The following is a 24,440-nucleotide window of genomic DNA, read 5'->3' as shown; positions in this document are numbered from 1 at the left end:
GCGCTATCTAGGATAGGCGGCTTGTCAGAGATTCGTGCTATTAGCGATTACTGGTGTGCGTTGATGTAATCGATTGCTAGCTGAACTGTAGTGATTTTCTCAGCTTCTTCGTCTGGGATCTCTGTTTCGAATTCTTCTTCTAGAGCCATTACTAACTCAACAGTGTCTAGGGAGTCAGCGCCCAGATCTTCAACGAAAGAAGCTTCTTGAGTAACTTCTTCTTCTTTAACACCCAACTGCTCTGCGATGATCTTTTTTACGCGCTCTTCAATGCTGCTCATATCTCTTCCTATCTTCTTATTAACACCATATACCGATTTAGCATACGGAAAGAAATTTTATTAAAAGCATTTCAGCCAACCAAGTTAACTTAAACCTAACTCAGCTAAAATGAAAACATTCTCTACCTGACGGCACATTATCAACATTTCGAGGAAAAAAACAATTCCCCTAGGCCGCTTTTAGCCCATATACATGCCACCATTGACCTGAATCGACTCTCCAGTCACATATCCACCACTTTCGCTGGCTAAAAAACCAACAACTGATGCAATTTCTTCTGGTCGCCCAAGACGATTCAGAGGAATCTGTGATTTCAACGCTTCTTTATGCTCATCAGCAAGCCCACTGGTCATATCTGTATCGATAAACCCAGGCGCTACACAGTTTACCGTAATGTTACGGGAACCTACTTCTCGAGCCAAAGCACGGGTAAAGCCTTCCATGCCTGATTTAGCGGCCGCATAGTTAGCCTGCCCAGCGTTACCCATAGATGCAACGACTGAACTGACGCTTATAATACGCCCCCAGCGAGCTTTAGTCATGCCTCTTAGGCAGCCTTTGACCAAGCGAAAAACAGAATTAAGATTAGTATTTAAAACTGAATCCCATTCATCGTCTTTCATACGCATTAAGATATTATCACGAGTAATACCTGCATTATTAACAAGTATCTCGATTGTACCGAAATCTGTTTGTACTGTTTTAAGCACATCGGCAACGGAGTCACTACTTGCAACATCCAAAACTAAGCCCGTACCTTTAATACCCGATTCGGATAGATACTCGCCAATGGATGTAGCGCCATTTTCACTTGTTGCAGTGCCAATAACAACCGCACCCTGCTTACCCAGCTCGAGCGCAATCGCTTTACCTATACCGCGTGTTGCGCCGCTTACAAGCGCTACCTTACCTTCAATACTCATTCTTATTATTCCTTGCTCGTACGATTATGCATTAAGCGCTTTTTCAAGGCCCGCCGCATCATTAATCGCAGCTACGATCAGAGGTCTATGAATCTTTTTGTTCAGACCCGATAATACTTTACCTGGCCCACATTCTAGTGCGTTTTCAATACCTTGCGCGACCATATTTTGAACACTTTTGGTCCAAAGTACAGGGCTATACAGCTGACTTAACAGATTTTCTTTTAGCTCATCCACTGATGAGGGTACTTTCGCCGTCGTGTTTTGTAAAACCTGAATTTTCGGCATACGAACTTCAATATTTGATAGTTCAATCGCCATCTGCTCAGCGGCAGGTCTCATTAAATCACAATGAGAGGGAACGCTTACAGGTAAAGGAATTGCTCTTTTTGCACCCGCTTCTTTACAATTCACGATAGCGCGAGCAACGGCATCTTTATGACCTGCAATAACAACCTGACCTGGACAGTTGTAATTTACAGGAGAAACTACTTCACCCTGCTCCGCATCTTTACAAGCACGCGCAATAGCAGCATCTTCAAGACCAAGAATGGCAGCCATAGCACCGGCGCCCGCAGGAACAGCCGTTTGCATGAATTCACCGCGCATTTTCACAAGTTTCACGCCATCCGCAAAACTAATAGCACCAGCACAAACCAATGCTGTGTACTCTCCTAGACTATGACCCGCAAGAACAGTAGGCATTTCACCCCCCATCTCCTGCCAAAGTCGCCACAAAGCCACACCAGCCGTTAACAACGCAGGCTGGGTTTTATCTGTCCGATCTAGATCTTCTGAAGGACCATTCTGAACAAGCTCCCATAGGTCATAACCTAGAACCTCAGATGCTTCAGCAAAGGTATCGGTAATCACAGGATGAGATTCTGCTAATTCAGCAAGCATTCCCTGTTGTTGGGAGCCTTGTCCCGGAAAAACAAAAGCGAGTTTTTGCGACATGATTTCCTCAAATCGACAATAAAATTAATAGCAAGCCTGCGGATTGATAAAAGAACACAGGCCAAAGGGGCGTAGTTTACAACATTACGAGGTAATTAAAACCGCTATAAAGCGAATCAAGCAAGCTTATGCTCAATTTCATTGCATATCTTACTTGGAAGGTTTTGCTCTACTTCGGCTACAGCTTGATCTAGAGCATAACCAAAACAGGTTTTATTAGCTGCCCCATGACTCTTGATAACAATTCCTTGCAAACCTAACAAGCTTGCACCATTGCGTCGTGATGGATCCAGCTGCTGCTTTATTTCACTTAAAATCGGACTAGCAAGAAAGGCTAATACTTTACGATACAGGCCTTTTTTAAAACTCGATTGGAATTTATGGCTCATTAATCGCGCTAAGCCTTCACTACTTTTAAGCGCTATATTACCGACAAAACCATCACAAACAACAACATCGGCTTTGCCTTTATATATATCGTCCCCTTCAATGTAGCCTATATAATTAAGACCACCCTTCTCCTCAATTAAGCGAGAAGCAAGCTTAACCTGCTCATTACCTTTAACTTCCTCGGCACCTATATTGAGCAAGCCGATTCTAGGCTCAGTTATACCATCCACCGCTTGCACCATCACTGACCCCATTATAGCAAACTGAAGGAGGTGTTCAGCACTGCAATCAACATTAGCGCCAAGATCAAGCATATGGCAATGCCCATCAGCAGTCGGAACAGTTGAAGTAATAGCGGGTCGATCCACATTAGGCAATGTGCGTAATATATACCGCCCCAAAACCATCAAAGCTCCAGTATTCCCAGCGCTGACACACGCCTGCGCCTGCTTATCAGCAACTAACTGAAGGGATTTAAACATTGAAGACTCTTGACCGTTACGAATCGTTAGCGAAGGTTTCGCGCACATTGAGATAGTCTCAGCCGCATGAACAACATCAAGACGACAGGCAATTTCAGAGCTTAATTGGGTCAAAAGAGGGGTAATAGCTTCTTGATGGCCAACAAGTTTGACCGAAAGATGCGGGTAACGTTTTAATGCGTCGATTGTAGCGGGGATCGTAATGCGGGGACCGAAGTCCCCGCCCATCACATCAACTGCAATGGTGTAGTAGGCTGACAATATTACTCGTCATCCTGCTTAATTACTTGCTTGCCACGGTAGAAACCGTCAGCAGATACATGGTGACGAAGGTGCGTTTCACCTGTAGTTGCTTCTACAGATAGAGTCGGGTTACCTAGCGCATCGTGTGAACGACGCATATCGCGACGGGAACGTGACTTCTTACTTTTCTGAACTGCCATGACTAAATAGCTCCTGGTTCTTTCTATTTGTTATTGGCTTTTAATTGCGCCAACACACTAAATGGATTCGGTTTATCGTTGTTTTCTGCCACTGCCCCGGCATCGCCGTATGAAGTTTTGATCGAGCAATCTTCATGATAAGCATCATGAGGAAGGCTTAAAATCAACTCTTCTTCAACCACAGAAAGCAACTCAATCTCTTCATCCCCTACTATCAGAGGATCATAAATGCGAGGAAGCTGTTTTGCAGCATCCTCACTGGCAGCAAGGCCAAGATTAAAATCTACCTCTACGGCAACCTCTACTGGATCTAAGCAACGTTGACATGTCATGAAAACATGACCTTCAGCGCTGCCAGTAATGGTACGAATACGCTGTTCATCAACAGCAAACTGGAGATCGACATCAATAGAGCCTTCTGTACCAATCAATGATTGGCAAAGTATAGGCATCCTATCTAAGGCGACTGCACCTGTTATCCGCACTTCCCGCTCAGCAAGTTTTCGCGGGTCTACTTTGTTAGGTAATGGACCGTTTGACATAAGCGCGCAATTCTAGGGCTCGAAAACCCATCTGTCAAAGACTTTGGGGTTTAATTATGTAATAAAACCGCTAATATTCGAGCCTTCATACATTAACGGTTAAAAAAAGACATGAGAAACCTGATTTTAGCATCTAGTTCACCGTTTCGTCGTCAAATTTTAGACAAACTACAGCTTAAATACGCCTGTATTTCTCCAGATATAGATGAATCACCTCTAGCTAATGAAACACCCGAGAATCTCGTTGCACGATTAGCCATAGAAAAAGCACAAAAAGTAGCCAAAACTGAGCCCGATAGTTTAATCATAGGCTCCGACCAAGTCGCTGTTTTAGGCAATGAAATTTTAGGCAAGCCCCATACTCATGAAAATGCAGTCAAACAGCTACAAAAACTATCAGGCCACACCGTTACTTTTTTAACAGGCCTAGCCCTGATTAATTCAAAAAGTGGCAAGGTTCAAAGCGAAACGGTGCCATTTAAAGTTGTTTTTAGAACATTAACTGATGAGATGATTGAACATTACCTGCACGCAGAGCAACCCTACAATTGCGCAGGCAGTTTTAAATCAGAGGCACTCGGCATCGTATTATTTGAACGTTTAGAAGGCGAAGATCCGAATACCCTGATCGGCCTACCGTTAATTCGTTTAGTGCGTATGCTGGAAAAAGAGGGATTCAATGTCCTGTAATGCTAAAATTTAACTGCTAACAGAGTGTTAGGTAAAAAAAATGGAGGGCTTAGCCCTCCATTTTTTCTCATAAGCCCGCTAATTAGCGTAGCTGCGCACCCTGACTTAAGCCCAACTGTGTACTTATCGCCTTGGTAAAACTAACACCAAGCTCATCCACAATCTGCTTCCATGGTTGACGTTTTGGTGTGTAGTCGACAAGCTTTTCAACTTTAACGACTTCTCGTGCCACTGAACTCGTACTACCTAAGCCATCAATAAGCCCTAAGTCAACGGCCTGTTCACCCGTCCACACAAGCCCACTAAACAAACGTGGATCGTCTTTTAAGCGATCACCACGCCCCTGCTTAACTTGATCAATAAACTGCTTATGCGTGGTATTAAGTACGCTTTGCCAAAATTCTTTTTCGGCTTCATTACTTGGAGAGTAAGGATCAAGAAAAGCCTTATGCTCACCTGCAGTATAAAGACGGCGTTCAACCCCTACTTTATCCATAAGGTCAACAAAACCAAATCCACCTGCCACAACGCCAATAGAGCCTACTAAACTTGCTTTATCTGCATAGATAGCATCCGATGCCGCCGCTATATAATAAGCCCCTGACGCACCAATATCCGCAATAACAGAATAGAGAGGCTTCTCTGGGTGCATCGTGCGAAGACGCTTAATCTCATCATAGATATAGCCTGCTTGAACAGGGCTACCGCCAGGACTATTTATACGCAAAATAACCGCTTTTGCATTATCTTCATCAAAAGCTTCACGAAGTGACCAAATAATCGCATCGGCACTCGCCTCATCATCAGCACTAATTGGCCCTTTAACTTCTATAACGGCAGTATGTGCTTCAAACGAGGAGCTTTTTTCTAAATCATTATTAAAAAGTAGAAGCCCCATCAACGCAAACAGGTACCCAAAAGTCAGAAATTTAAAGAAGATCCCCCAGCGGCGAGCTCTACGCTGTTCAACAAACATCCCATTTAAGAGTTTCTCTATAAGCTTCCACTCTTTTTTACTTGAGGAGTCCTGTTTAGCATTCTCTACCGCTTTACCTAATTTACTATTCGCATCTATATCAGATTGAGTATCACTTACTGAATCATTAATAGCTTCGGCCTCTGACGCTTGGCCTTTTTTTTCATTCCATGGATTATCAGACACAAATCACTCCTGTTAGGCAAAAGCGCCTTTACTATCTAACCAATGCTCCAGTTCTGGAAAGTTGTCCACCTCCAAAACAGGATCAAAACCTTTTAAACGATCAATATGATGCGCACCATAACTTACCGCAATCACATCCATACCTGCTCGTTTACCCATCTCGAGATCATATTCCGTATCGCCTATCATTATCGCTTCAGAGGCAAGCACCCCTGTTTCAGCTAATATCTCTTCCAACATAAGAGGGTTAGGTTTAGATATAGTTTCATCCGCACAACGCGAAATTTCAAAAAGGTAAGCCAGACCCGTTTGAGCAAAAGCTCTATCTAAACCACGACGACTTTTGCCCGTTGCAACCGCCATACGCATCCCCTTAGCATGCATACTCTCTAAAGTATTTTGCACACCCGGAAACAAAGGGGTTGGGGTTTCATTAACGCCTAAGAAATGATGACCATACTGAACACGCATCAGCTCAATACCAGAATCATCTATATCTGGAATCAGTATTCTGATCGCCTCAGGTAAGCCTAGGCCGATAATATTCATCACAGAAGCACTGGATGGCACGGGAAAATCACAATCAAGCGCTGCCGCTTGCATGCTAGAAATGATACGTGCAGTTGAATCAATAACCGTACCATCCCAATCAAAAATCAATAACTTATACACAAAACTCCCTTGAGCCATCTTAATTAGTGAGAATACATCTATATATAGGACTGAGCGTAAACTTCAAGCAAACTTATTAATTCTTGACCTATATCTTGCTTTACTTAAGTGACGTAACGTATATTTTAGGAACTTATCCCTAAAAAAAGTTAAAAATGCAATTAAGTCGATTTACCGATTATACACTTCGCGTGCTTTTCTATGCTGCTATTCATAATGACCGTCTCGTCACACTTTCAGAGATAGCTAACTACTATGATATATCTATTGAACATCTTAGAAAGGTTGTACATGCTTTAGCTAAATCGGGCTACTTAGCCACATTTCGCGGAAAAAAAGGCGGCATAAAATTAGCGCAAGCAACAGCAGAAATAAACCTTGCTGACATTGTTAATCAATCAGAAGGCTCACAGCCGTTAATTAACTGTGCGGAACAAACCTGCTGCCTGACCAATCAATGCTCACTCCAAGAGGTCTTAGTAGAGGCCCAGCAAGCATTTATAAAAGTATTGGAAAAATACACCCTTGAAGATCTGTTAACTAATCCTAAAATGCGCACACTTCTCATTGCTCGCAGCGCAGGGTAACTCCCCTCTCAAACAGTTAAACATTGACCACGCAAAACACTAAGGCCATAAAAATAAACCTAGAAAAAAGCCCAAGCTTGAAATAAAAAAATCTCAAACACGGGCTTTTAAAAATAACTGACAACTTAGCCTTCTGATACGTCAAGCTTTTCAGGTGAGATCAATACGCCATTGTTATCAGCATATACATACTCTCCAGGGTGGAACGTTACACCGCCAAAGGTTAGGCTTACATTAAGTTCACCCAACCCTTTTTTATCAGTTTTCATCGGATGTGCCCCCAACGCCTGAACTCCAATATTAAGATCAGCAATCGCGTTAACATCACGGATACAACCGTAGATAATAATGCCTTCCCAGCCATTAACCGTCGCTTTTTCAGCTAGCATGTCACCCAACATGGCTTTACGCATAGAACCGCCACCGTCAACAACGAGCACTTTACCTTTACCTGGAAGCGCAACCTGTTCACGAACTAAAGAGTTATCTTCAAATGCTTTTAGCGTGACAATTTCACCCCCAAAACGCTCTTTACCACCAAAATTACCAAACATTGGCTCTACGACCTGTACCAGGTCTGGGAATTGATCACATAGTTCAGGTAATAGATCTTCCACGGTTAGCTCCTTAATTGAGTTTTGTGCGCAGCAGCTATACTGCATAGCTTAAAGTAAAAAATGTATATTCGCCGATTCATTGTGCAATTGCACTACAACTTAGGCAGGAATTTAAGGGTCATTAGTTGAAATAAGCTTTAGAAGAATAAAATCACCCGCTGCTCATTCGGCCATAAGCAACCTCAACTTTACAGTTCAATACTTACTAAAAAAGCAGCAACCTAGACCCTGCCATTGTGCACTATGCACAGAATCTACGATAAATATGATCTCTTCTTCAATCGTAAAAAAACAACTTAGCAAAATTCATTTATGACCAAGCGAAGGTTTTTAATGACGTAAAACCCCAATAATCACTGACCACAAACAGGAGATTAGGCACTCTCAATCAAAACCCTCTCGCACATGCAAAATCAGTACAAAGGCAATCAATATAGGTTCAAATAAAATAAAAAAACGCAGCTCAATTAGCTGCGTTTTTTATACGGCAAGAAAATCACTACTAATGTTTAGTTTTCAACTGAGCCAGTAACATTTGAATAGGATGAGGAATAACTTGCTCATCTATTCGCTTAACTTGGCTACGACACGAATAACCGGTAGCAACCAGCTTATTCTTATTCTCAGGCGCATTTACCACATCGGACCAACTCAATTGGTAGATCGTCCTAGAGGTCTCTGCATTTTGAGTCTCATGACCATAAGTCCCCGACATGCCGCAACAGCCGACCGCTTGGATACTTAGCTTTTGCCCCATAGCTTCATAAATTTCCTGCCAAAGGCGAATAGATGGGGCTTCGGAGGTTTTTTCTGTACAGTGCGCAAGCAACTTAAATTCAGCGCTCGGCAAATTGGCTGAATTATAGGATTTAAGGCGATCAACATGTGTTACCAACCACTCCTGAATCAACTGAACCTTAGGTAGATCTTTTTCAGGTATAACATACCCATACTCTTGACGGTAAGTTAAGGTCATTGAGGGATCAACACCAATCAAAGGTACACCGGTTTCATCTAAAGCCTTAAGCATGCTCCCATTAGATTCAGCAGCTTTCTCAAACGCTTTCATAAAACCATGCACATGTAGTGGCTTGCCGTTGGGTTTAAAGGGTGCCATCAGCACATAAAAACCTAGGCCCGTTAAGAGATCAACTAGATCCAAGACAAGTTGAGATTCAAAATAGCTCGTAAAAGCGTCCTGTACGATAATAACGGCATTATCACGATCCTCCGCACTTAAATCTTTTATAAGATCAGGCGTCGCAAATTGAACCCCCCGAGCTTTCATGCCAGAAATAAGACTATTGGTACAAATAGCTGGGCTATCAACCATACCTACATGTTTACGGAAAATAGCTTTAAGCGCCCTATTCTTCATAGCCCAGTTGTAAGGTGCCGGAAACTTAGCCAGCCATGGAATCATGTATTCCAAACTGCCCACCATATAATCTTTAGCTGGACGCAAGTAACGCCCGTAGTACACCTCTAAAAAGCGCGCTCTAAAATCGGGAACATTAACCTTAATGGGACACTGACCAACGCAAGATTTGCAAGCCAAGCAAGCCATCATGGATTCATGTACTTCGTGAGAGAAGTCATATTCATTATCTTTTGTTTTTGCCAATGTATTTTTAATACGACTCGGCAGTGAAGCGATAAACGAACGGGTTTTCACTTTAGCTGATTCAGCTTGTAAGTCAGTACCTGTTTTTTCCACTAAACGAAGCCACTCTCTAATTAATGACGAACGGCCTTTAGGGGAATTAATACGTTGACGCGTGCCTTTCCAAGAGGGACACATAGCGTCATTCGGATCATAGTTAAAACATGCACCATTGCCGTTACAGAACATGGCAGAGTCATACTCTTCCCGTACAGCAGCACTGATCTGACGATCAAATTGACCACGGGTTGGCACTTGATCAATTTTAAGCAGTTCAGCCCCGTCAATTGCAGGGGTAGCAATCTTGCCAGGGTTCATTTGATTTCGTGGATCAAAGGCGGCTTTAATTTTTTGCAGCTCAGGATAGAGTTCACCAAAAAATTCAGGTGAATATTCCGACCGAACCCCTTTACCGTGCTCCCCCCACAAAAGCCCTTTATATTTAACCGTGAGTGCCACCACTTGGTCAGTAATCTCACGAATCAGCGATTCTTGCCGCTCATCCTTCATATCGATTGCCGGACGAACATGTAAAACACCCGCATCCACATGACCAAACATGCCATATGGCAGATCTCTATCATCTAAGACCTTACGGAACTCCATAATAAAGTCAGCAAGGTTTTCTGGTGGAACCGCGGTATCTTCAACAAAAGGGATAGGACGCTCTTGGCCTTTAGCGTTGCCTAATAAGCCAACCGACTTTTTACGCATGGCCCAGACTTTGTTAATTTCCGTCGCGCCATAGACCACCGAGAAACCAAAGCTTTTACCCTCTTCACCTTCAACGGTCTTTAAATGGGCTTCTAACTTTGCAACATCTGCTTTTAATGCGGCCTCATCATCAGAGGTGTATTCAACTAAGTTGATCCCTTTTATATCAGGCTCGCCCGCTTCGCTTGGAAAATAAGCACTGACTGTATCCCAAATAATATCGCCCATTGCCAAGTTAAGTACTTTAGAATCAATAGTTTCTATAGATGTTGGGCCAAACTCCATTAAGTCTGTCGCGTCACGCAATGAGGTTTCAAAACTATCGTATTTGATATTAACCAGCGCTGCATATTTGGGAATAGATAAAACATTAAGCTTCGCTTCCGTAATAAAAGCGAGAGAGCCTTCACCACCACACAACACAGAATTTAGATTAAAAAGACCGTTTTCATCGCGAATATGTGCAAGATCATAACCGGTAAGGCAGCGGTTAAGCTTAGGGAATTTCGCATCAATAAGCTCTTTCTTTTCAGTGAAAATCGCATCAATTTGGCGATGCACCTCGCCTACTTTGTCGTCACGCTTTTTGATCTCAGCCAGTTCGTCATCCGTAATAGGCTTAGATGACCAAACCTCTCCGCCGAGAAACACTGAGTTAAGCTCAAGCACATGGTCACGGGTTTTTCCGTACATAACAGAGCCTTGACCACTGGCATCGGTATTGATCATGCCCCCAATGGTTGCACGGTTACTGGTGGATAGCTCGGGTGCAAAAAACAAACCATACGGCTTTAGAGCACGATTTAATTGATCTTTAACTACACCGCCCTGAACACGGACCCAGCGTTCCTCTGCATTGATCTCTAGTACCTGATTCATATGCTTGGAAACATCAACGATCAAACCGTCTGTTAAAGATTGACCATTAGTCCCTGTACCACCGCCACGGGCACTTAGTTTCACCTCGGCAAACCGCGTTTCATCCGCCAACTTAGCAATAAGTACCAAATCCTGTTCTGATCGCGGGTAAAGCACCCCTTGCGGTAACATCTGGTAGATACTGTTATCCGTAGATAGCACAATGCGGTTCGCGTAATCGGGGTTTAGATCACCGGAAAAACCGTTTTGTTTAAGTGCATCAATATAATCAAGATACAGGGCGTTAGTGGTTTCGACTTGCGAAAGACGAGGGATCATCTTTTAGGACCTCTATAGGCAACCGCAGCACTGATCTGCTCAAAAATCAGGCTTATATCGCGGTTGTTGCTCAAATTTGTGATATTGGGTGCTATGATGCAGAATTGTTATTTATCAATCAAACGATAAAATTCTATTAATTAATTGATTATGTCGAATAATATATCTATACGCCATCTACGTGCTTTCACTGAAATTGCCAAAAGTGGTAGTTTTACGCGGGCTGCCGAAAACCTGCACCTGACTCAATCAACACTTACCGCCACCATAAAACAGCTCGAAGAGCAGGTGGAATTGAAGCTGTTTGACCGCACAACCCGCCGCGTGATGCTAACCGGCGAAGGGGAAAACTTCTTCCCAGTGGCTGAAAAGCTAATCTCCGATTTTGATACTGCCTTTAATGACCTAAAAGCAACCACCTCTCAACAAAAAGGTAAGATTGGTATTGCGGCCTCGCCCTCAATGATCGGCAGAATGCTACCCGAGATTATTAAATCCTACCATCAAGCCTATGCCAATATAGGGCTTTATCTGCGTGATGATAATGCGAGTGGCATCGAACAACGGGTATTAGAAAATGATGTGGATTTTGGCTTAGGAGGTAATCATTCGAATCAACCGGAATTAAACTATCAACCGGTTTTAATGGATCAGTACGGTATTGTTCTCCCCTCAAACCACCCTATGAGTAAAGCGACACAACTCAGTTGGGCACAGGTGAGCTCACTACCAAGAATCCATTTAACCACAGATACCGGCACCCGTTCACAGTTATATAAATTAGAAAGGGAAAACAATCTGGGATTAAACACCCAAAGCCCATTGATTGAAGTCTCAACCCCAGCGGGACTGGCAGATATGGTAAAAGCGGGGCTAGGTGTTTCTATACTTCCGGCACTTGCGGCCAGCACTAGCGCTTTTTCAACGCTAATATTTGTGCCTTTACAATCACCTGAACTACAACGGAAAATTTACATTATTACCCGTAAAGGTCGCGCGCTAAGTCCTGCCGCAGAAACAATGATCATTATGCTACAGGACTATTTTAAAACGACTCAATTACCCAATCATGTAACTAAAGCGGCTCCCTTAACCTAAATCAATCAAGACTCTTCTGAGTCGTTTATACGCGCAAGGCGCTCTTGCTCTTCAGCAAAGGCTTCTTTGATCTCAAGTAGAACTGAATCAACATCAGCGGCTTCGCCACTCTCTTCAAATAACCCAGTTAATTCAGTATCGGGGGTTAGATCGCCCTCTTCATAGAGTGCCCAGATCTCTTTAGCATACTGCGTATTTAATAGCTCCGGCGCGTACTGCCCATAATAGCTACGCATATTATTAACATCACGTTCCAGCATCCACTGGGCGTGATTATTCGCTGCCGCATCAACCGCCTGAGGAAGATCAATAATAACGGGGCCGTAGGCATCAACTAGCACATTAAATTCAGATAGGTCACCGTGAACTAAGCCGGCACAGAGCATTCTAACGATATCGCGAATCACAACCGCATGATCCGCTAAGGCCTGCTCGGCACTCATCGCCACATCATTAAGACGTGGTGCGACTTCACCATTATCGTCCGTAACTAATTCCATCAGCAAAACGCCGTCGAAACAGCCATAAGGCTCAGGAACTCTAACCCCTGCCGCAGCTAAACGGTAAAGAGCATCGACTTCAGCATTGTGCCAAAGAGTTTCCTGCTGGTCTCGACCAAATTTAGAACCTTTTTCCATGGCGCGCGCACGGCGACTATTCCGCACTTTTCGGCCTTCTTGGTACTGTACGGCTTGCTTAAAGCTACGTTTTGCCGCTTCTTTATAAACTTTGGCACAACGGATCTCTGATCCACAACGTACCACGTACACTACCGCCTCTTTGCCACTCATTAACTGCCTGAGAACTTCATCGACTAGACCATCATCAACAAGTGGTTGTATTCTTTTAGGGATTTTCATGGTGCCCTTATACATGGATTAGAGTACATATGAAACTATATGAAATAAAAAGAAGCAATTTTATCCGCCGATCTTTTTAACAAGAGTATTCGTTAAACGCTTACTGACGCGCAATTATTGTTTCAGATAAGATAACAACCCGATCTCCTTTCTATTTAAAGGCTTATTTATGGCACAAGCAGGACCACTGATTGATACTCTAAAGCGCGAGTTGAAGGCACAAGGAAAAACCTATGTGGATGTTGCTAACGCTCTAGAACTGAGTGAAGCATCAGTAAAGCGCCTTTTTGCAGATAAAAACTTTACCTTAGAACGCTTAGAGCGCATTTGCGATATGCTAAATATCGAGCTATCCGAGTTAGTACAACGGATGAGTAAAGCGCAACATCAACTCATACAGCTAACCCGAGAGCAGGAAAAAGAGATCGCTAACGATTTAACCCTTCTGCTAATCACTGTAAGCGTTATAAGCGGTATGTCTTATGACGATATTATCTACACATATGATATCCCTGAAACTACCTGTATTCAAAAGTTAGCACAGCTTGATCGATTAAAAATTATAGATCTACTACCCAACAATAGAGTCAAACTTTTAGTCGCCCCTAATTTTCACTGGTTACCAAATGGTCCCATACAGCAGTTCTTTCAAGAGAAGGTAGAACAAGACTTTTTCAATTCTCGTTTTGATAAAGCTAACGAAAAACTCATCGTCACCAACGCGATCCTTACCGATAGCTCTAACGCCCGCTTACAAAAAAAGATGGAGCGCTTAGCCGCTGAGTTTAATGAACTGATGCAAGAGGATCATGCAGCACCAAGCCAGCAAAAAAATGGCACAACTATGGTTTTAGCCATTCGCCAATGGCAGTACTCTCTATTTAAGAAAATGAGTAAGTAAATATCCCTTATAAAAACAGAAAACGGTTAGCGCTAACCTTGTTCAACAAAACGCTACTGGAAGGAATGCGAATCTAGGAATACACTTACAAAATCAATTAAGTATAAGTTAACTACACTTACCGTAGGCTCTGGTCGTTTTTTATCTGACATAAAAAGTGTTTTTTATGTTAATGGAGTTTGATATTGCGTTCCTGTAATCATAAAGTTGAACTGAATGATCGATTAGAGTTTCTCTATCGGAGTTCCTATGCAGGCTTTCTAATAATGCTAGCCGCTGCTTCAGGCTTAGTCTTTTGGTTTGATTCAACAAGCCATGCATACGTAAGACTGGGCTGGTGGGTAGCTGTATTGTTATTGATGCTATGGCGACTATTCCACAGTTACACTTGGTGTGTTAAGTCAAAACAAGGCGAACTAGGGACATCCAGCGACCTCTTACGGTTCCGCATAGGCGCATTACTTACCGCTTCACTCTGGGCCTTTTATTGTATTTACTTTTATTCCGACTCTGATCTTTATCAACTTTGTATATCAATGGTTATTGTTGCAACCTTAGCAGGCGGCGCATCCACCGTTTTATCCGGAGATCTACTGCTTGCAATCCTCTACCCGCAAATTTTACTCGTCCCCTATTCACTACTATTAACTTCATCAAGTACGCCTGAGCACCAACTACTAGGGGTTTTAGGCTTAATCTTCGCTGGCATTATATTCTTTAGTGCGTATAAATCGGCTCGATTCACTTTAGACTCCATCAGGCTCCGCTATCAACACACTCTACTGCTCAAAAACATGCAAAGTGAAGTTGAATCAAGAACAGACAAGATCATTGAATTAAGTCAGCTAGACTCACTCACTAAGCTCTTAAACCGACCCGCCTTTATCGAAGCAGCAAATGAGCAGATAAAACATACTGCCAAAGACAAACATCTATCTGTATTTTTTATTGATTTAGACAGTTTTAAACCAGTGAATGATAATTTCGGACATCATGTGGGAGATACTCTTCTTAAACAATTGGCATCACGTTTAAAAGAGAATTTCGATAATAATGCCTTAATCTGCCGTTGGGGTGGCGATGAATTTATTATCCTTGCTAAAACAACTAACAAAAAACAAGTCGAGATAATTGCCAATAAAATCAATACCCTGATTGAATCTACCTTTATATTTGATGAGTATAAAATTGACTTAAATGCATCCATTGGCGTATCTATTTTTCCCAGCCATAGCCAATCTATAGAGGAATTGATCTCTTTCGCCGATGTCTCAATGTATGAAAATAAACATACACAAAAAACGGACTATGTGCTTTTTAGCAAAGATCTAGCAGAAAAGGTACAACGCGACTTTGCACTCTCTTCCGCTATCAGAAAGGCAGTTTCTAGAAAACAGCTTAACCTTGTGTATCAACCTATCATTGATACTAGAAATGGTGAATGCCACGCTGTGGAAGCCTTGCTGCGATGGGAGCATAAAGGAAAAGCGATTCCCCCTGATGTGTTTATCCCTTTAGCAGAAAAACATGGCGCTATACGAGAGATTGGCTATTGGGTGCTTGAGAAAGCGATACAACAGCAAAAATTAATGATGCAAGATGGCTTAAATATAAAAATCTGTATCAATGTCTCTATCGTTCAATTTGAAGATGCTGAGTTTGTAAACATCGTTAGGAATATGATAGATAAGTACCAAGTTGATACTAACCTCTTCCATATCGAGATTACAGAATCAGTTTTCTCTAGTGATAAGCCAAAGCTTTTACAGGCAATTAAACAGCTACAAACCTTAGGTTTTTTTATCTCCGTCGATGACTTTGGAACCGGCTATTCATCATTATCAGTTATTCAAGACCTAGCGGTAAATATTGTTAAGATTGATCGCTCCTTCGTCAACAAACTAGATTCAAATGGAGCGACTATTATTAAAGCAGTAATGCTAATGGCCAATGAACTTAACTATAAAGTTGTTGCTGAAGGTGTAGAAACAGTTGAGCAAAAAAACACACTAAAAACGCTCGGCGTTCACTATTTACAAGGCTATTTATTTAGCAAACCCCAAAACTATATGGATCTCACAAATCAATTTGGCGCCTCCTTTCAATCCATTGCTGAAACCACATCAATGCAATAAGCGTCTTACTCAACCAAAAACAAGTTATGGTATTGAAATATAATACCTAAAGTTCAATATCTCGTAACTTTACATAGAAACGTATTAGTTAAAAACAAATTCCATCAATCTTTCCCTCGTTCATTCACGAGGGAAACATAATGACTAACTTAACAAGCACACACAAAACAGCACTCTTAACAGCGTTAGGTCTAAGCTTTGGTTTAAGCTCATCCCTATTCTATTCACCTTCCATAGAAGCTGCGGGCTTACTCAAACCCCATAATGCAAATTACACTGACTTACAGATCAAAGAACACCACGTTAATGTTGTTATCGAAGATATGTATGCCACCACGACCATCGAGCAGACCTTCCACAATCCCAACAGCAATGACCTCGAAGCGATCTATTCGTTTCCTGTGCCAGAAAAAGCGGCTGTTGGCGAGTTCAGCTACTGGATAGATGGTAAACCGGTCACTGGCGAAGTCGTCGAAAAGCAACAAGCACGACAGGTTTATGAACAACAGAAAGCACAAGGCAATGAAACAGCTCTTGTGGAAAAAGATAAGTATAAAACTTTTGATATCTCCGTTTTTCCAGTTAAAGCAAACCAAGACGTAAAAATAAAACTGGTCTATCTACAAAACACTCAAACGGACACAGGTATAGGTCGTTATGTTTATCCACTTGAAGATGGCGGTGTAGATGTTGAAAAACACAGCTTTTGGAGCCGCAATGAAACCGTTGAAGAAGCGTTTACCTTTAATGTAAAACTGCGTACAAGCTATCCAGTCGATGGGCTGCGCATGCCTCAACATCCAAATGCCCAACTACAACAAGTCGCTCCTTATGAATGGCAAGCTGCGCTCATTAACCAAACCGCTACACAGGTACACAATAGGATTGATCACACTATCTCACCGGACCTGGAAACACCGGACACGAATACGCCCACTCATTTAGACCTTAACGATGAAACAGATACAAAAACACTTAACCAACCAACAACACTGACACAATTAAATAAAGATATTCTTCTCTACTGGAGGCAAGCTGAGGGGCTTCCTGCCAGCGTCGATATGATTAGCTATAAAGAGGCGAATAACAGTAAAGGTACCTTTAAGCTAACCTTAACACCGGGTACTGATCTACCTCTTGTTACACAAGGACGAGACTGGGTCTTCGTCTTAGACATATCCGGCTCAATGCAAGGTAAATTCTCAAGTTTAGTAGAAGGTGTACGTCAGGGACTGGGACAGCTACCGCCTCAAGATCGTTTTAAAGTCGTTCTCTTTAATAATCAGGCACAGAATTTCACTCAAGGTTATCAACCCGCAGATAAACAGACCATTAAGCGCGTTATGACCCAGCTTGATAATGTACAACCCGGAAATGGCACCAACCTATATGCAGGATTAAAAAATGGCATTGATCAACTAGATTCCGACCGTAGCACTGCGATTATCCTTGTTACTGATGGTGTTGCTAATGTTGGTGAAACTGAGAAATCAAAATTCCTTAATCTCCTAGAAAAACGTGATGCGCGCTTATTTACCTTTATTATGGGTAATAGTGCCAACCGCCCTCTACTAGAGGAGATGACACGGGTATCTAATGGCTTTGCTATGTCAATCTCTAATGCTGACGACATTATGGGCCAATTAATGCTAGCAAAGGGCAAAATGTCTCATGCAGCTATGCGCGATGTCAGCCTAAAAGTATCAGGCGTACGTAGTAAAGAGATCGTAAAACCTCGTTTAGCGAACACCCTTTATCATGGTCAGCAGTTAACTGTCTTTGGTCACTATTATCAGCCTGGCGAAGCTGAAATCACATTAACAGGTACTGTTAATGGCAAAGAGAAGAGCTACAAAACACGTTTTATGCTTCCAGAACAATCCACTCAGCATCCAGAACTCGAACGTTTATGGGCTTATGCAGCAATTGAGGAGCTACAAGCAAAGATTGATTATTTAGGAACAGATAAAGACGCCGAGCAAGCGATAACGGATACGGCTATTGAATATGGTTTAGTAACAGATTACACCTCAATGATTGTGGTACGAGATGAGGTATTTAAAGCATTAAACATTCAACGTAATAATCAGCAACGGGTAGAGAAAGAACAGAAAGCCCGCGAGTTACGTGCACAACAACCCGTTACGGCACAGCAAAACCGCGTTGATCAACAACAGCCGATGTTTATTGACTCGTCCTCTGCTCAACCCAACCAAAGTCAGCAGCGTGCATCCGTATCGCCTAGCCGCTCTGGATCCGGAGGTGGCGCCATATCCCCTTGGTTGGTTATCTTGATGGCCGCCAGTATTGCATTAGTTCAATTAAGTCGCTCTCATTCAAACCGCTCTAAAGACGTTTAATAGCAAGGTATGATGATTATGCGTTCCTTATTTAACGACACATTCACAGCCTCCCCAAGGGGGGGGCTTTCGCCTCATAAAGGCTCCACCCCCTATGTAACTCTTATAGCCTGCGCAATAATGTTGATTTTAGGTGTTCTACCCAACAGCTTAGTAGGGCTTCACTCATTAAGTTTTGATTACGTCGCCATTATCGAACAACAACAGTATTGGCGGCTGATAACCGGCCATTTAATACACAGCTCGTGGAACCATCTGTTATGGGATTTAACAACCTTTTCTGTTGCCGCATTTTATCTCGAAAAGCAAAGCCCTAAGCTTTTAATATACGGAATAGTTGTCTCCGCTACGGCGTTAGATCTGTACCTACTTTCACCTCTTTCAAGCCTTGAAAGCTATGCAGGAATCTCAGGTGTTCTATATACAGTGATCACCCTCACCGCTCTGTTTTGGTATAAAAAAGAACCATCCCTACTGGGCCTTGTTCCTTTGCTTATGATTCTCATTAAAACCATCGTAGAACTAACGGCTCAAAACGCTCTATTTGTCACAGAGGGATGGAGCCTATATCCACCCGCTCATCTAATTGGCGCAGCAATTGGCATTGCACTATGGTGCCTATATAGACGAAACCGATCGGCGAAATAACGATTAAAAAGCAAAAGAGTATTCACTTAAGGCGAGCGTTTACGCTCAAAAAGACAGGAGGATAAGCCTACAGGTAATGCGCTATAGAAAACCCGCTTGGCGGAAGATCACTCGATAAGTAATCTCCCTTAAACCAAGCGGTTAAGCTTTATTTTTCGTTATTAGCTAAGAAAAACCACGTATCTAACACTGAATCTGGATTTAAGGAAATTGTATCAATCCCCTGTTCCATCAACCAACGCGCAAGATCAGGATGATCTGATGGGCCTTGGCCGCAAATACCAATGTATTTACCTTGTTTTTTACAAGCAGAGATCGCCATAGAGAGTAGTTTTTTAACCGCTTCATCTCGTTCATCAAAAAGATGGGCAATAACGCCAGAATCTCGATCGAGCCCTAATGTTAACTGAGTCAAATCATTTGACCCTATAGAGAAACCATCAAAATGCTCTAAAAACTCTTCAGCCAACAAAGCATTGGAAGGTATCTCGCACATCATAATGACACGTAAGCTATTTTCTCCTCGTTTGAGACCATTAGCCGCAAGAAGATCAACCACTTGCTTAGCCTCTCCTGGGGTGCGCACAAATGGGATCATCACTTCCACATTGGTTAGCTGCATCTCATCACGAACACGCTTAAGCGCTCGGCACTCTAACTCAAAGCAATCACGAAATGATTCTGATATATACCGAGTAGCCCCACGAAACCCTAACATAGGGTTTTCTTCGTTTGGCTCATACATATCACCGCCAATCAGGTGTCCGTATTCATTGGACTTAAAGTCCGACATACGCACTATCACTTTCTTTGGATAGAAAGCCGCTGCCAAGGTAGATATACCCTCAACAAGACGGTCAACATAAAAATCGACGGGGCTTTTATAACCAGAGATACGACGTTTAATCGTTTGCTGTAATGAAGGAGCTTGCTGATCAAAGTTCAACAAGGCTTTAGGGTGTATACCAATCATGCGATTGATAATAAATTCCAATCTCGCAAGACCGACTCCAGCACTAGGTAACGCCTGAAAATCAAACGCCCTATCCGGATTTCCAACATTCATCATAATTTGGAAAGGTAACTCCGGCATAGATTCGACACTATTAGATTGATGCTCGTAATCTAACTTGCCTTCATACACTCGCCCAGTATCACCTTCAGCACAAGATGCTGTCACCAACTGACCATTAACAAACTGCTCTGTCGCATCACCACAACCAACAATTGCAGGAATACCTAGTTCACGGGCAATAATCGCCGCATGACAAGTACGCCCACCACGGTTAGTAATGATTGCAGCGGCGCGTTTCATAACAGGTTCCCAGTCAGGGTCTGTCATATCCGTAACAAGTACTTCACCGGGTTGGACCTTATCCATTTCGCTAAGGTCATAGACAATACGTACTTTGCCGGAGCCAATTCGGTGGCCAATAGAGCGACCCTCAACTAGAACTCGGCTTGTTTCTTTCAGTAAATAGCGTTCAATCACAGCCTGATTACTGCGGCTCTTCACCGTTTCAGGGCGTGCTTGTACAACAAATATTTCACCTGTATCCCCATCCTTCGCCCATTCAATATCCATAGGACGCCCGTAATGGGATTCTATTTCTAGAGCAATCTTAGCAAGCGTTTCCACATCGCCATCATCAATAGAGAAGCTACAGCGCTCTTCTGGGCTAACCTGAACAGTAGAAACGGGGCTCTCGGAACCGGGTTCGGAATAAACCATCTTGATCGCTTTAGAACCTATAGTTCGGCGAATAATCGCAGGCGCACCCATTTTAAGCGTAGGTTTATAAACATAGAACTCATCGGGATTTACCGCACCTTGCACAACGGTTTCACCTAACCCATAGGCAGCAGTAATAAAGACCACATGGTTAAAACCGGACTCAGTATCTAAGGTAAACATAACACCTGAAGCACCGGTCTCACTTCTAACCATTCTCTGAACACCGGCAGATAAGGCCACTTCGCTATGTTCAAAACCGTGATGAACGCGATAGGAGATGGCTCTGTCATTGTACAGCGATGCAAACACCTCTTTTATCGAGGCTTTAATATCCTCAAGCCCGCGAACATTAAGAAAGGTTTCCTGCTGGCCGGCAAAGGATGCATCTGGAAGATCTTCCGCTGTTGCAGATGAACGGACAGCGACCGCAATATCTTCGCCATTAGACATTTCTGCCCAAGCGGCTTCAATCGCGCTATTAAGTTGCGGTTGAAACTCAGCACCCATAATTAAGGCACGAATTGCTTTTCCTGCCTCTTTAAGATCTTGGATATTATTCGTATCCAGTTGCTCTAGCTTATCCTTAATTTGGTCTTCTAAGCCGCCATAAGTTAAAAAATCTTTGTAGGCAAGCGCGGTCGTTGCGAAGCCGTTCGGGACTTTAACATTTGCCCCCGCCAGCTCTTGCAACATCTCCCCTAGAGAAGCGTTTTTACCACCCACTTTCTCTATATCATTCATACCTACCTGATCAAGGCGCAGTACATAGTTCTGCAACGGTCTATCTCCTACTCGGCTGTCGTAACTGTTTATCAACCCCATGGGGATCTATCAGCATTACATTTTGCTGACCTTTTCCTACTTATTATAATGTGATTAAACGTCGAAAAGAGCGCTAATCTGACTTTGATCTTACTTGAGTGAAAACAAAAAATCCTTACCAAGCCCAGTTTAAATGATTTAAAACAGGCGAAAATCGCAGAGCCCGAATGCATTTACAGACTTAAAACTCTATTTATAGTGTTTTTCAGATCTACTTAAGCCGGATCAAAATCCCTCTACTTTAGCCAATCTGTTATAGTGCTCACTCTATTGTCCGCTATATTTATAAACCAATGATGAAACGAACAGCTTTTTTTATCTCTGATGGCACCGGCATTACCTCTGAAGCTTTAGGACACAGTCTTTTAGCCCAATTCGATAGTATAGAGTTTGAGCAGATAACACTTCCTTACATAGATACGCCCGAAAAAGCGCAAGAAGCGGTATCTCGTATCAACAATGCAGCAACTAAAGATGGCACAAGACCGCTTATTTTCGATACAGTAGTTAATGAAGATATTCGCGCCATTATTGCTGAATCTGTCGCATTCAAAATTGATGTTTTTTCAAGCTTTTTAAAACCACTCGAAAGCGAACTCAATGCCCGCTCGAATTACTCTGTTGGTAAGTCCCACGGTATTGTTGAGCAGACGCGTTACAAAGATAGAATTGATTCCGTCAACTTCGCAATAGACAACGACGATGGTGCCAGAACACGCCAATATGCAAATGCCGATATTATCTTAGTGGGTGTATCTCGATGCGGTAAAACACCCACCTGCCTTTATATGGCGATGCAGTTTGGAATCAAAGCGGCCAACTACCCTCTCACAGAAGAAGACTTAGAATTCAATAAGTTACCTGATGTTCTTGAAAAATATAGACATAAGCTATACGGCTTAACAATTGACTCATTTCAGTTAGCGGCAATACGGCATGAGCGCCGCGCTAACAGTAAATACGCTTCTCTAGACCAGTGTGATTTTGAAGTGCGTGAAGTAGAGAAGCTATTTAAGAAACTTAATATTCCCAGTATTAATACAACCAACTTCTCTATAGAAGAGATATCTACCCGAATTATGGCGCAAGCAGGGCTCAATCGCAGGATGAATTAGTCCTGCGTTGAGGCTTCTTTTAACTGCTGCACTAATCCACGAAATTTTTCGGCTTGATGCTTTTTATTCGGAAGATCATCGAGTGCTTTAGCCATCAGCTCATATGCAGGTATAAGCTCCTTATAATCAGGAAAATCCCGGTGTAAACCATTCAGTAATTTCACAACAAAAAGGGATTTTCCCGAATCAAAGCACCCTAGGGCGAGTTGATAACGCACTTCAGGTGATGCCGGTACATATTGCTTATCGAGCAGCAAAATACGCTGATAAACCGTTGTTAATAGATTCTCCCGACCATAGTTTTTTAAAATCGCTAAATAATCGACTAAGAGATTATCGATCTCCTTGATTCTCTTTATGCCACAAAGAAAATCAAAGAAACGGCTATAAAAATCATAATCATTGATGACGACTTTAGTCCCCTGCTTAAACGTAGCCAGCGCCCCTTCAAAGTCACCCTCTTTGGTAAGAATATCAACTTTAGACAACACTCTATTTTTCTCAGAGCGTTGATCTGAAGGTGTCGATGATTCTAAACGGCTAGAAAAACCTAATGCTTTTTGTTTCTGAAAAATGAGATAACCCATTAAGTGGAATATCACTATCAGATAATAGTAAGAGACGATGCTCTGTAAAACCGCCGAGAAAAAATAGAATTGCTCGTCTAATATCTCATGCAAGGTACCAACCGAAGCCATCATGATCGTAATAAATAATAGTAAGAGCAGATAAGCACTACCTAGCGTCACAACCAATCGCCCAATCTCAATGGGATTAATCGCTGGGCCTATATCCTCAAACCGCGCATAGTTAATAAAAACAGCAGGCAAACAGACTATCCAAAAGATCAAAAATAAGACGGCAACAAGCCCCCCAAAGACTCTTTCAACACCTGAAATCATTAAACTGATAACAATCAATATCACAATAATATGCCATATGATTTTAAAGCCGCCGGAAAACGCTTCATTCATATCAGGTGCTCTGAGAACCCCCATTGTCGTGCCTTGTAAGCACAGAAAACTGTATTTGGTTGTGATAGCTGTTATTGCGAGAGATATACAAAAACCCGTTATCCCGCCAATAAATGCACCTATAGAGGTGAGAACCGATGCAATCATGATCAATAATATAGTTTGTTTATTCATTGGATATTGAAAAGCACTATCCAACCTCCGCCAGAAAGGCGCGATATCGGCAGAACCTAAACTATCAACCTCACCCCCACAGACAAAACAGCGCGGCTCGGGGTATTCAGGATCATCATCAATACAGTGATCGCATAAACTGATCTGACAATGTTCACAATGATAGGTTGCTGCAGTTAGTGGATGGTATTTGCAATACTCCATATTGCATTTAACTCCTACAAGCGGTTGTTAAACCGATAAAAACTCGGCGTATTAAATCACCCATATCACTTAATGAGTCATCCTAGCTCTATA

At 42.5% G+C, this 24,440-nt stretch carries 21 protein-coding genes; 8 read left to right on the top strand and 13 right to left on the bottom strand.

Translation table 11 applies throughout. The features are described from left to right. Window positions 1-47 precede the first annotated feature (47 nt). The 6 genes from acpP to Q4492_RS11105 form a co-directional block, all read right to left on the bottom strand. Entirely contained in the window at window positions 48-281 is a 234-nt protein-coding gene (gene acpP / locus Q4492_RS11130) for an acyl carrier protein (protein ID WP_067864849.1), read from the bottom strand. 180 nt (window positions 282-461) lie between these two features. Continuing rightward, window positions 462-1,205: a 3-oxoacyl-ACP reductase FabG gene (fabG, locus tag Q4492_RS11125; RefSeq protein WP_303417912.1), complete on the bottom strand. Its 744-nt coding sequence runs from the start codon at window positions 1,203-1,205 to the stop codon at window positions 462-464. 24 nt (window positions 1,206-1,229) lie between these two features. Then, on the bottom strand, window positions 1,230-2,162 hold the full coding sequence (gene fabD / locus Q4492_RS11120) for an ACP S-malonyltransferase (RefSeq protein ID WP_303417910.1): 933 nt from the start codon (window positions 2,160-2,162) through the stop codon (window positions 1,230-1,232). A 116-nt stretch (window positions 2,163-2,278) separates the two neighbouring features. Then, the gene (plsX, locus tag Q4492_RS11115) at window positions 2,279-3,295 is read right to left on the bottom strand and encodes a phosphate acyltransferase PlsX (RefSeq protein ID WP_303417908.1); all 1,017 of its coding nucleotides are present in this window, start codon (window positions 3,293-3,295) and stop codon (window positions 2,279-2,281) included. A 2-nt stretch (window positions 3,296-3,297) separates the two neighbouring features. Further along, window positions 3,298-3,477 (bottom strand): 50S ribosomal protein L32, encoded by a 180-nt coding sequence (rpmF, locus tag Q4492_RS11110; protein ID WP_067986107.1) that lies wholly within the window; start codon window positions 3,475-3,477, stop codon window positions 3,298-3,300. Window positions 3,478-3,500: 23 nt separating this feature from the next. Next, complete coding sequence (locus Q4492_RS11105) at window positions 3,501-4,019, bottom strand: YceD family protein (RefSeq protein ID WP_303417905.1); 519 nt, start codon at window positions 4,017-4,019, stop codon at window positions 3,501-3,503. A gap of 111 nt (window positions 4,020-4,130) precedes the next feature. Here Q4492_RS11105 and Q4492_RS11100 point away from each other — a divergent pair, with 111 nt between their 5' ends. Further along, window positions 4,131-4,709, top strand: a complete 579-nt coding sequence (locus Q4492_RS11100; RefSeq protein ID WP_303417903.1) for a nucleoside triphosphate pyrophosphatase — start codon at window positions 4,131-4,133, stop codon at window positions 4,707-4,709. Between the two features lie 82 nt (window positions 4,710-4,791). Here Q4492_RS11100 and sppA read toward each other — a convergent pair whose 3' ends face one another. Both sppA and Q4492_RS11090 read right to left on the bottom strand, forming a co-directional pair. Then, a complete protein-coding gene (gene sppA / locus Q4492_RS11095) occupies window positions 4,792-5,784 on the bottom strand; it encodes a signal peptide peptidase SppA (RefSeq protein ID WP_303418079.1) in 993 nt (330 codons plus the stop codon). 99 nt (window positions 5,785-5,883) lie between these two features. Further along, on the bottom strand, window positions 5,884-6,543 hold the full coding sequence (locus Q4492_RS11090; protein ID WP_303417901.1) for an HAD-IA family hydrolase: 660 nt from the start codon (window positions 6,541-6,543) through the stop codon (window positions 5,884-5,886). A gap of 155 nt (window positions 6,544-6,698) precedes the next feature. Between Q4492_RS11090 and Q4492_RS11085 the strand changes: the two genes are divergently transcribed. After that, window positions 6,699-7,130 carry an Rrf2 family transcriptional regulator gene (locus Q4492_RS11085; RefSeq protein WP_303417899.1) on the top strand — a complete coding sequence of 144 codons (432 nt, stop codon included), beginning with the start codon at window positions 6,699-6,701 and terminating at the stop codon, window positions 7,128-7,130. A gap of 125 nt (window positions 7,131-7,255) precedes the next feature. Here the strand turns inward: Q4492_RS11085 and rraA are convergent, their stop codons facing one another. Together rraA and Q4492_RS11075 are read right to left on the bottom strand one after the other, a co-directional pair. Beyond that, window positions 7,256-7,747 (bottom strand): ribonuclease E activity regulator RraA, encoded by a 492-nt coding sequence (gene rraA / locus Q4492_RS11080; protein ID WP_303417897.1) that lies wholly within the window; start codon window positions 7,745-7,747, stop codon window positions 7,256-7,258. A gap of 502 nt (window positions 7,748-8,249) precedes the next feature. Further along, entirely contained in the window at window positions 8,250-11,321 is a 3,072-nt protein-coding gene (locus tag Q4492_RS11075; RefSeq protein ID WP_303417895.1) for an FAD-binding and (Fe-S)-binding domain-containing protein, read from the bottom strand. A gap of 150 nt (window positions 11,322-11,471) precedes the next feature. Between Q4492_RS11075 and Q4492_RS11070 the strand changes: the two genes are divergently transcribed. After that, a complete protein-coding gene (locus Q4492_RS11070) occupies window positions 11,472-12,419 on the top strand; it encodes a LysR family transcriptional regulator (RefSeq protein ID WP_303417893.1) in 948 nt (315 codons plus the stop codon). A 5-nt stretch (window positions 12,420-12,424) separates the two neighbouring features. Here Q4492_RS11070 and Q4492_RS11065 read toward each other — a convergent pair whose 3' ends face one another. After that, window positions 12,425-13,279 carry a PA4780 family RIO1-like protein kinase gene (locus Q4492_RS11065; RefSeq protein ID WP_303417891.1) on the bottom strand — a complete coding sequence of 285 codons (855 nt, stop codon included), beginning with the start codon at window positions 13,277-13,279 and terminating at the stop codon, window positions 12,425-12,427. A gap of 169 nt (window positions 13,280-13,448) precedes the next feature. On the opposite strand from Q4492_RS11065, the gene Q4492_RS11060 reads away from it, so the two are divergent. The 4 genes from Q4492_RS11060 (at window position 13,449) to rrtA (ending at window position 19,323) form a co-directional block, all read left to right on the top strand. Next, on the top strand, window positions 13,449-14,180 hold the full coding sequence (locus tag Q4492_RS11060) for a helix-turn-helix transcriptional regulator (protein ID WP_303417889.1): 732 nt from the start codon (window positions 13,449-13,451) through the stop codon (window positions 14,178-14,180). Between the two features lie 185 nt (window positions 14,181-14,365). Then, entirely contained in the window at window positions 14,366-16,315 is a 1,950-nt protein-coding gene (locus Q4492_RS11055; RefSeq protein ID WP_303417887.1) for a bifunctional diguanylate cyclase/phosphodiesterase, read from the top strand. 140 nt (window positions 16,316-16,455) lie between these two features. Further along, window positions 16,456-18,675, top strand: a complete 2,220-nt coding sequence (locus tag Q4492_RS11050) for a VIT and VWA domain-containing protein (RefSeq protein WP_303417885.1) — start codon at window positions 16,456-16,458, stop codon at window positions 18,673-18,675. Between the two features lie 18 nt (window positions 18,676-18,693). Further along, a complete protein-coding gene (gene rrtA, locus Q4492_RS11045) occupies window positions 18,694-19,323 on the top strand; it encodes a rhombosortase (RefSeq protein ID WP_303417883.1) in 630 nt (209 codons plus the stop codon). Window positions 19,324-19,471: 148 nt separating this feature from the next. Here rrtA and ppsA read toward each other — a convergent pair whose 3' ends face one another. After that, window positions 19,472-21,835 carry a phosphoenolpyruvate synthase gene (ppsA, locus tag Q4492_RS11040; RefSeq protein WP_303417881.1) on the bottom strand — a complete coding sequence of 788 codons (2,364 nt, stop codon included), beginning with the start codon at window positions 21,833-21,835 and terminating at the stop codon, window positions 19,472-19,474. A 341-nt stretch (window positions 21,836-22,176) separates the two neighbouring features. Here ppsA and Q4492_RS11035 point away from each other — a divergent pair, with 341 nt between their 5' ends. Then, window positions 22,177-22,995 (top strand): pyruvate, water dikinase regulatory protein, encoded by an 819-nt coding sequence (locus Q4492_RS11035; RefSeq protein WP_303418077.1) that lies wholly within the window; start codon window positions 22,177-22,179, stop codon window positions 22,993-22,995. Here the strand turns inward: Q4492_RS11035 and Q4492_RS11030 are convergent. Further along, window positions 22,992-24,347 carry a B-box zinc finger protein gene (locus Q4492_RS11030; RefSeq protein WP_303417880.1) on the bottom strand — a complete coding sequence of 452 codons (1,356 nt, stop codon included), beginning with the start codon at window positions 24,345-24,347 and terminating at the stop codon, window positions 22,992-22,994. The genes Q4492_RS11035 and Q4492_RS11030 overlap by 4 nt on opposite strands. Window positions 24,348-24,440 lie beyond the last annotated feature (93 nt).

This window comes from Neptuniibacter sp. 1_MG-2023 (assembly GCF_030547185.1).
Taxonomy (GTDB): Bacteria; Pseudomonadota; Gammaproteobacteria; order Pseudomonadales; family Balneatricaceae; genus Neptuniibacter.
The sequence above is the reverse complement of the archived record's forward strand: the minus strand, read 5'-3'. Positions and strand labels throughout refer to the sequence as shown.